The sequence below is a fragment of the Pontibacterium sp. genome (assembly GCF_964228735.1).
GTDB lineage: Bacteria > Pseudomonadota > Gammaproteobacteria > Pseudomonadales > Balneatricaceae > Pontibacterium.
In genome coordinates, this window is the sequence record NZ_CAXRBQ010000124.1 from 1 (window position 1) to 8,168 (window position 8,168).

General features: G+C 50.7%; 7 protein-coding genes. 3 read left to right on the forward strand and 4 right to left on the reverse strand.

Annotation, left to right across the window (positions count from 1 at the left end; translation table 11 throughout):
* Positions 1–151 precede the first annotated feature (151 nt).
* Entirely contained in the window at positions 152–679 is a 528-nt protein-coding gene (locus ACEQ15_RS14450; RefSeq protein WP_370279917.1) for a lactoylglutathione lyase family protein, read from the reverse strand.
* A gap of 124 nt (positions 680–803) precedes the next feature.
* Between ACEQ15_RS14450 and ACEQ15_RS14455 the strand changes: the two genes are divergently transcribed.
* Positions 804–1,658, forward strand: coding sequence for a LysR family transcriptional regulator (locus ACEQ15_RS14455; RefSeq protein ID WP_370279918.1), 855 nt, complete (start codon positions 804–806; stop codon positions 1,656–1,658).
* An 82-nt stretch (positions 1,659–1,740) separates the two neighbouring features.
* Here ACEQ15_RS14455 and ACEQ15_RS14460 read toward each other — a convergent pair whose 3' ends face one another.
* Positions 1,741–3,327 carry a diguanylate cyclase domain-containing protein gene (locus tag ACEQ15_RS14460; RefSeq protein WP_372530382.1) on the reverse strand — a complete coding sequence of 529 codons (1,587 nt, stop codon included), beginning with the start codon at positions 3,325–3,327 and terminating at the stop codon, positions 1,741–1,743.
* Positions 3,328–3,501: 174 nt separating this feature from the next.
* Between ACEQ15_RS14460 and ACEQ15_RS14465 the strand changes: the two genes are divergently transcribed.
* Positions 3,502–4,695, forward strand: coding sequence for an MFS transporter (locus tag ACEQ15_RS14465; protein ID WP_370279920.1), 1,194 nt, complete (start codon positions 3,502–3,504; stop codon positions 4,693–4,695).
* A 147-nt stretch (positions 4,696–4,842) separates the two neighbouring features.
* Here ACEQ15_RS14465 and ACEQ15_RS14470 read toward each other — a convergent pair whose 3' ends face one another.
* Positions 4,843–6,120, reverse strand: coding sequence for an HD domain-containing phosphohydrolase (locus tag ACEQ15_RS14470; RefSeq protein WP_370279921.1), 1,278 nt, complete (start codon positions 6,118–6,120; stop codon positions 4,843–4,845).
* A gap of 267 nt (positions 6,121–6,387) precedes the next feature.
* A complete protein-coding gene (locus tag ACEQ15_RS14475; RefSeq protein ID WP_370279922.1) occupies positions 6,388–7,371 on the reverse strand; it encodes a LysR family transcriptional regulator in 984 nt (327 codons plus the stop codon).
* A 269-nt stretch (positions 7,372–7,640) separates the two neighbouring features.
* Here ACEQ15_RS14475 and ACEQ15_RS14480 point away from each other — a divergent pair.
* A partial coding sequence (locus tag ACEQ15_RS14480) for an aromatic ring-hydroxylating dioxygenase subunit alpha (protein ID WP_370279923.1) occupies positions 7,641–8,168 on the forward strand: 528 nt, incomplete at its 3' end.

An 8,168-nucleotide genomic window follows, 5' to 3' on the forward strand; every position in this document is an offset into this window, starting at 1 on the left:
AAAAATCGCGTTGCATGCCCCTGAATCCGGGTACTTCAGCTCCTCGTTGGACAACAGTCCGAGAAAACAGGCATCGAGGAGTATTCATGAAAAATCCGGGCTAGAAGCACCTATACAATCAGCAACACGTTTGACAGTGTCCAATCACTCTTTAGTTATACGCACCTGAAGCGTAGTGCAGTTCGTAGCTGTGGCTGTAGATTTCCAGGATGTTACCAAACGGATCTTCCATGTAGATCATGCGGTACGGCTTTTCACCTGGGTAGTAGTAACGCGGTTTTGGCATACGCTTTTTACCACCCGCAGCCACAATGCGCTCAGCCAGGCCTTCTACATCCGGGTCCTGAACGCAGAAGTGGAAAACGCCGGTTTTCCAGTATTCGAAGTTATTTTCCGGATTCTCCTGATTCTTAAACTGGAACAGCTCTACACCTACACGATCACCGGTCGACAGGTGAGCTATACGGAACGCCCCCCAATTTGGGCCAAATACATCGGTACACATCTCGCCGATGGCGCTATCGTCCTCCACTATCTCGGTCGGCTCCATAATCAGGTACCAACCCAATACTTCAGTGTAAAACTTCACTGCCGCTTCCAGGTCAGGAACGGAAATACCAATGTGGGAAAAGTTGCGCGGGTACGGACGAATGGTGTTCTCTTGTGGTGCGGGGTTCATGGTAGGTCTCCTGATCAATCGTTAGAGACCAGTTTAAAAAACACCAATCAGCACATAAAATTATTATTAATCATTTTTTTGATAATTTTTAATTATGATAAATCCTGTCTTCCTACGAACCTTTATGCATCTGGTGAAAACCAACCATTTCACCCGTACTGCTGAACAGTTGCATATGACCCAACCGGGTGTCAGCCAGCACATAAAAAAGCTAGAGGAATACCTTGGCACCCCGCTTCTGAATCGGTACGGAAAGTCGTTCGAACTCACCCGTGCCGGCGAACTTTTATATCAATACGGTGCACAACAGGCGGAAGCTGAATTTGACCTGCAACAGAAATTGGCGGGTGATGATCCCCATGCCGGTAAATGCCGCCTGGCATGCTCAGGTTCGATGGCGATGCAGCTATACCCCAGCTTGCTTGGATTGCAAAAACAGTTTGGGGAACTGAGGTTCAGCGTTGAGGCCGCGCCCAAAACCGCAATCATCGAACGGATCAAAAACAACCAGTCCGACTTTGGCATCGTTACCCAGCCGGTGAACGACCCGATGTTGGATAGCGAATATCTGGGAAAAGACACCTTATGTCTGGTCCTGCCCCCAAAAACCGTTGCCCGTTGGCAATCGCTGCGATCATTGGGGTTTATCAACCACCCAGACGGTCACCACTACGCCTCCCGTGTGTTAGAAACCAACTTCCCAGATGACTTTAACGGTATGGATCAGATCTCTGAATCAGGCTATATCAATCAACTCGGACAGATCTTGCTGCCCGTCGCCCAAGGATTAGGATTCACCGTCATCCCAAAGTCCTCGTTGGATGCATTCCCCTTTCCGGATCAGCTTCAAAGCGCGACACTTGAAGCACCCGTTGAGGATGAGGTTTACCTGCTGACCAAGAAACACAAGCCACTACCGAAGCGATATCACCGGATTCGTGAATTGCTGATCGATCAGTGGACGAAATCACCTCCCTAGAAGAGGTTCTTTGCTTGATGGTACGAAAAAGCCCGCAATCAGCGGGCTGAAACGCTTGTCGGTATATACTTCTGCACAGCGACTAACTTTCCTCTAAAACATGCTGCCCCTTTGAAACGGTGTTTTTGCCTGACTGTTTAGACATATACATCGCGTCATCGGCTTGCCTCATAAGTTCGTCCAGGTCAGTACTGTCTTCTGGATAGAACGCTACCCCTATGCTGGCCGATACATTTGCAGAGCTACACTCAACATCGTAAGGCTTGCTGAGCACGGCCCTGATGTTTTCGGCAACCTTCATTCCATCCTTCTGAGTCCCTACATCTTGGATAATGGCGGCAAATTCATCCCCTCCCAGTCGACAAAGAATATCGCTCTCCCTGAGCAAGTTTTTCATTCTTGCTGCCGCATCTACCAACACCTTATCGCCGGCTTCATGCCCACAGGAATCATTGACCTGTTTGAAGCCATCGAGGTCGATATACAGTACCGCAATACCCTGCCGATGGCGCTTAGCATTGAGCATTGCCTGTATTCCTTTTTCGTAGAAGAGAGCACGGTTGGACAAACCCGTAAGTGCATCGTAGTGCGCCATATAATCCAGCTTGCTATAGAGTTTCTTCTGTTCAGTTATATCCTGATGTGTCCCGGACATTCGGACAGGATTTCCGTGCTTATCCCATTCGACGACCTTCCCGCGGTCCAGCACCCAAATCCAATGCCCCGCCTTATGCTTCATTCGTGCTTCGCACTCATAGTAACCGAGCTCGCCGCTGAAGTTTTTCTGAAGCAATTCATTGGATTTCTCAAGATCCTCTTCGTTACACAGTGATACCCACGTTTCAATCGAAATTGGCTCCAGCTCTTCCAGTGTATAGCCTGCGATCTCTGCCCAACGCTCATTAAATGTGACTTTGCCAGAAGGAATATGCCACTCCCAGGTACCAACACGAGTGCCCCAAATCACTTCATTCAGGCGTTCCTTTTCCACTTCGATGGTGTGTTGAGACCTCCTGTTAATCATCAGCACTGCCAACAAAACACCTACAAGTACTACCAACAGGACGATAATACTGAGCATCTCATTTTTCTGACGCTCTTTCTGATCAAAAAGTTGCTGGGTTTTTTGTGCAACCAGAGATTCCAAACGTTCCTGATAGTGGAGCAACGCTTCAGATGCGTTGGACAGATCCGTCGCGTCGGCGATGATGGAGTAGAGGACGGTTTCCCCATGGTATGTGATTGGCACCGACGCGACATTAACCGTCCGGACTTCGCCGTTAGCCAAGCGGTGTTTGAAGATGAAGTAGTTTCTGTTCTCCTCCTTTGCCAATACCATCTCTTCAGCAACAGCTTGCTTGGAGAGTTGATTTATCTCCTGAACTTTCATCGTTTTGAGCTGATCAACAGAATACCCATAGAAACGGGCAGCGGCTTCATTGGCCTCGACTATACGACCATCTTCAGGTGAGATTAAAAGCATGATTGCGGTCTGAGTGCGAAATGAAGTATCGAATAAAGACTCGGAGTAAACACCGCCGGATACAAAAAAAGTACTCAATAGAACTATTAGCGGCATCACGCATTGAAGAAGCCGCTTTCGTACATACCCCATGAATACTACGTCCCTTTTCAGTATGTGATACTTAAAAGTAGCACAGCACCTCATACCTCTCTAACTCGTAACACTTTTGCTGCACACTTCGACCGATCTGGTACTAGCTGTTTATGCCCCTGGTGCTACAGGTTCGATGCCACAGCCCCGTATATTGAATACTGCTAGCCGCCCGCCCCTGCGCGGGTTCCACCATATGTGCTTTTCAAATATCGACGGAACGCTTTAATGAATCAAGTTGAGCACCCACGGTATATTTTGCCGATCATTATTGTGGCTCAGTTTCTGGGTACCTCCACCTGGTTTGCGGGCAACGCGATCTTGCCCGAATTACAAAATGAATGGCAGCTAACCGACTACGCACTCGCACCGCTCACTAACTCGGTGCAATGGGGCTTTATCTCAGGCGCACTGCTGTTTGGCTTTCTGGCAGTCTCTGACCGGATCTCGCCACGGATAATGTTTTTCATTTGCGCGACGCTTTGCGGATTAAGCAGTCTGACCATCTCCCAATGGGCAAACACACTGGATCAGGTCCTGTGGCTGCGATTCTTTAGCGGCATGATGCTGGCCGGGATCTATCCGGTGGATATGAAGATCGCCACCGGTTGGTTTCCGCAGGGACTGGGACGTGCGCTGGGTTACCTGATTGGCGCACTGGTACTTGGCACGGCGACACCACACCTGCTGTCCAGTCTGCCCAATACGTCGTGGCGCGAAGTCATGGCACTGGTGGGTCTGGCGGCCCTTACGGGCGGCGTGCTGATTCTCGGCTTTGTACCGGATGGCCCCAACCTTAACAAAGGTGCACCGATCAATTTACGGGCCTTAGCGGAAATTGTGCGGTGTAAACCACTGCGCGCTGCCGTTTTTGGGTATCTCGGGCACAGCTGGGAGCTGTATGCGATGTGGGCCTTGGCACCGATCTGGCTGCTGGCCTGGGGTCAGTCTCACGAGCAAACAATCAACAGCGCCTTCTGGACCTCTATCATAATCGCGACCGGCGCGCTGGGTTGTGTAGTTGCCGGGATCTGGTCACGGACCTATGGCAGCTTGGCAATCGCCAGGAATATGCTGATTGTGTCGGGTATCTGCTGCCTGGTATCACCACTGGTGATGCTGGCACCACTCTGGCTGGTATTACCGTTCTGGTTTATCTGGGGATTTTCGGTGGTGGCGGACTCGGCGCAATTCTCTGCACTCTCGGCCCAAACGGCACCTTCCAGCCTGCTAGGTTCAGCCATGACACTGATTAATGCGATGGGTTATGCAACAACAGCACTGGCAGTCGAACTGATTGCCGTATTGATTGGCACAGTTCCGGTTGAGTGGCTGGCGTGGTGCTTGTTGCCCGGCCCAATCCTTGGCATTTGGAGCTTACGCAGCCTCAAACGCAGCACGGAGGTTACGGCTTCTGCCTGATACCTTCTTGTGCCAGCAAAAGCATAGCCATATCAGGTCCCGTCTTTTTATTGATTTGAATAAACCGTTACATGTTGTCTGCAGCGGGTAAAGGGTGACAGATCCTTCCCAACCAGCTTTTGTGACACGGGGGATAAATAGGAAGATTCAGAGATTAAGCACAGAGGTGCCTTCGCGGATCGCCAGCTGATACAGGCTCTCCTTATGCGCCTTGAGGATCGCATAGATATCACCATCCAACTGACCGCCACTCACCATATCATCCATAATCGCCAGCACCGCATCGACGCTCAAACGCCCGCGATACGGACGCTTTTGACACAGTGCCTGAAAGATATCGGCAATAGAGAGAATGCGCGTTGGAATATCGATCTGATCGGCATTCCAACCGTATGGGTAACCGGAACCATCGAGCTTTTCGTGATGCTCCGCTGCCCACTTAGCGATGAGAGTGTTGGGAAATATCGCCTGCAAAACACGGCGGCTATCCAGCGGATGGCTGCGCATCTGCGCGAGCTCTTCCGGTGTTAACGCGCCGGGTTTATCCAGAATTTCGTCCGGTGTACGCAATTTGCCCACATCGTGCAGTAAACCGGCAATGCGCAGCAGTCGCTTTTCGTACTGATCACACCCCACCAGCTCCGCCAAAGAGTAGGCGATATCAGCAACACGCAGGCTGTGGTAATGAGTAAATGGACTTTTGGCGTCGACCACTTGGGAGATCAACTCACCCAGCGCCTCAATCTCATCAAAACTGAGCGAAACACGATAATCAGCGGAGGACAGCGTTTCAAAAATCGCATCGTCCAGAAACTCATCACGCAGCTCCAGCCAGAAACTGTCTTTCAGCGCGGCCCGCTCCAATGCGGTAAAGTGGCCTTCAGAAAATAAGGTACCGATGTAAGGACGCAGTTCGTCGAGGATCGCCTGCCGCTCCAGCAATACCATGTGCAGTGGCTGTTTCTGAATGAACGAGACGTACACCACATCCAGGCGATCAGCCAGGAAGATTAGGTTGGCGTAATCGGCCGTCACCTGATCCAGCGATTCAGGCAGGTGCTCCCAGCGGGTATGGTGGTAACGTACGGCTTCAGCGTAACGCTGAAACGGAGGAAAACTGCTCAGGAAGTACTCGCCACGTATACAGTGCTCTTCAGCACCGTTCCACTCCAACTCTCCGACGATTTTCTTATGAACAGCCGTGGAAGACACACCGCTATCGTGCAACATACCGGCGAGCAGGATGAAGTGGCGACGCTCCCGTGTCCAACCCAGCAGATGGGCCACACGGTGACAGATCAGACCCACACGACGTCCGTGGCTCCTGTCGTTAACACCAACGTAATCCAACGCTTTTGTTACGGCGTGGGCTGCGCGGCCAACGTCAACGTCCATGCCCAGCATGTTATTTACGGGGGTATCCAAGTTGCCTTCCAACATCCATTATATGATTACACAGTCATTCCTTTGAGTTCAGACAACATAGGCCATTTGCCACCCTGGGCAACTTTTGACCACTGAACACAAATTGAAACGGATTCTAACACCACAAAACGTGCTCAAACCAGCACTGTTACTAAATTGCTACCAAATAATTAAAACAGTTCAAAAACTTAGATAGAAAATCGAGACAAAAAAAGCGGCTTACTTTTAACCGCACTTTCAGACTGTTACCTTCGCTTGCCACGATACCTATGTGGCATTCACAACCGACGTCGGCTCTTCCGCGATACACTTCAGGAACCAGTCCTTAAATGTACAGAAGGCTTCATTGTCCTTTTTGTTTTCTGAATAGGTCAGGTAGTGCAACTTCTCACGGTACCGCGCTTCTGCATCCCCTGCGCGTACCAACCAGCCCTGCTCTATCATCGGTGCAACCAATTGATGCCAGCCCAGACTCACCCCCTGATGGTTCAGCGCCATCTGGATCAGCATGTTGTAGTCATTGGCGTTAAAGAGGTGACGCTCCCCTTCGATGCCTACATCGATGTCCATACCAAGACTATTGAACCAGACGCCCCAGTCCACGTGTTCTGCAATCTGGGAACGACCATACGGGCTCAGATTGAGCAATGTGGTGTGCTGCAGCCCTTCCAGCGTTGCGATCTCTGGATGCTGCTTGAGATACAGCGGCGAACACACCGGGAAGATCAGGTCATAAAACAACGGAATCGAGTGGTAGCCTTCACGCGGGTCACTCGCCTTATTGATAAATACATCCGGATGCACACCCGGTTCCATCTGCAGGAAGTTGTTGGTGGTCACAACGTTTACGTCGATATCCGGGTTCGCCGCAAAGAAGCTCGGCAAACGGGAGGACAACCAGAACGCAGAAAATGCAGGTGAACAGCAAATCGTCAGCTCCTGTTTCTGCTTATCACTGTTCTCGATACGCTGCGCTGCCTGAGCTATATTCACAAACGAAAGATAGGCCGCATCGTAGAAGATGGTACCCGCTTCGGTCAGCTCTACCGCCCTACCCGCACGCTTGAATAACTCCACGCCCAGCGAGGCTTCCAGCTCACGAATTTGGCGACTAATGGCCGCTTGCGTCACGCACAGCGCCTCCGCAGCACGGGTAAAATTCTGATATTTGGCCGCAGCCACAAAAGACTTCACCGCCCGTAACGACGGCATCTTCACCAATATCTGGTCGGGTTCGACGTGTTTAACCATAACTTCAGGTATTCAATTCTCTAAATAAAAAGTCGCTTTACCGGTTTTCGGCCCGTTAATACACTGATTTCCAAGTTGAAATAAGCACACGTTTTGTAAGTAAACGGTTTTCAACCGGCGACGACTCAACAGGATGCGACGCCAATATGACTGACAGCGCCAGCAGATCACTGATCGAAAATACTATAGTTTCAGTGTACCTGCGAAGGCCAACAAAACCACAACAATAAGAATGCCTACCGCAGCGTAGTGTCATGGGAGTATCTGAGATGACAAGCAAAACCAAAACTCTGGAGCTGATCAATCAGCGTAAACCTCGCCACGCCCTGAGCCGTGAACTGTACCGTGATGATGAGGTTTATCAGCAGGATCTGGAACAGATCTGGCATAAGGAGTGGATTTTTGCCGGTCATACGTTCGAGATCGAAAAAGCTGGCGAGTTCATGACCATTCAGGTGGGTGACTATCCGGTGGTGATCGTACGTGATGACAGTGGCGATGTTCGCGCATTCCACAACGCCTGCCGCCACCGCGGTTCGCGTGTATGCGCTGAGTCCAAAGGTAAAGTTGCCAAGCTGGTATGCCCATACCACAAATGGACCTTCGGCCTGGACGGCAAACTGCTGTTCGCGGCTAACATGGGCGAGAAATTCAACAACGATGATCACGGCCTGATGCCGGTGCACTGTGAAGTCGTTAACAGCTATATCTACATCTGCGTTGCGGATGAAGCACCGGACTTTGAGCAGTTCCGCAAAGACCTGAGCCCATTCATCACCCCGCATAACCTGGAAAAC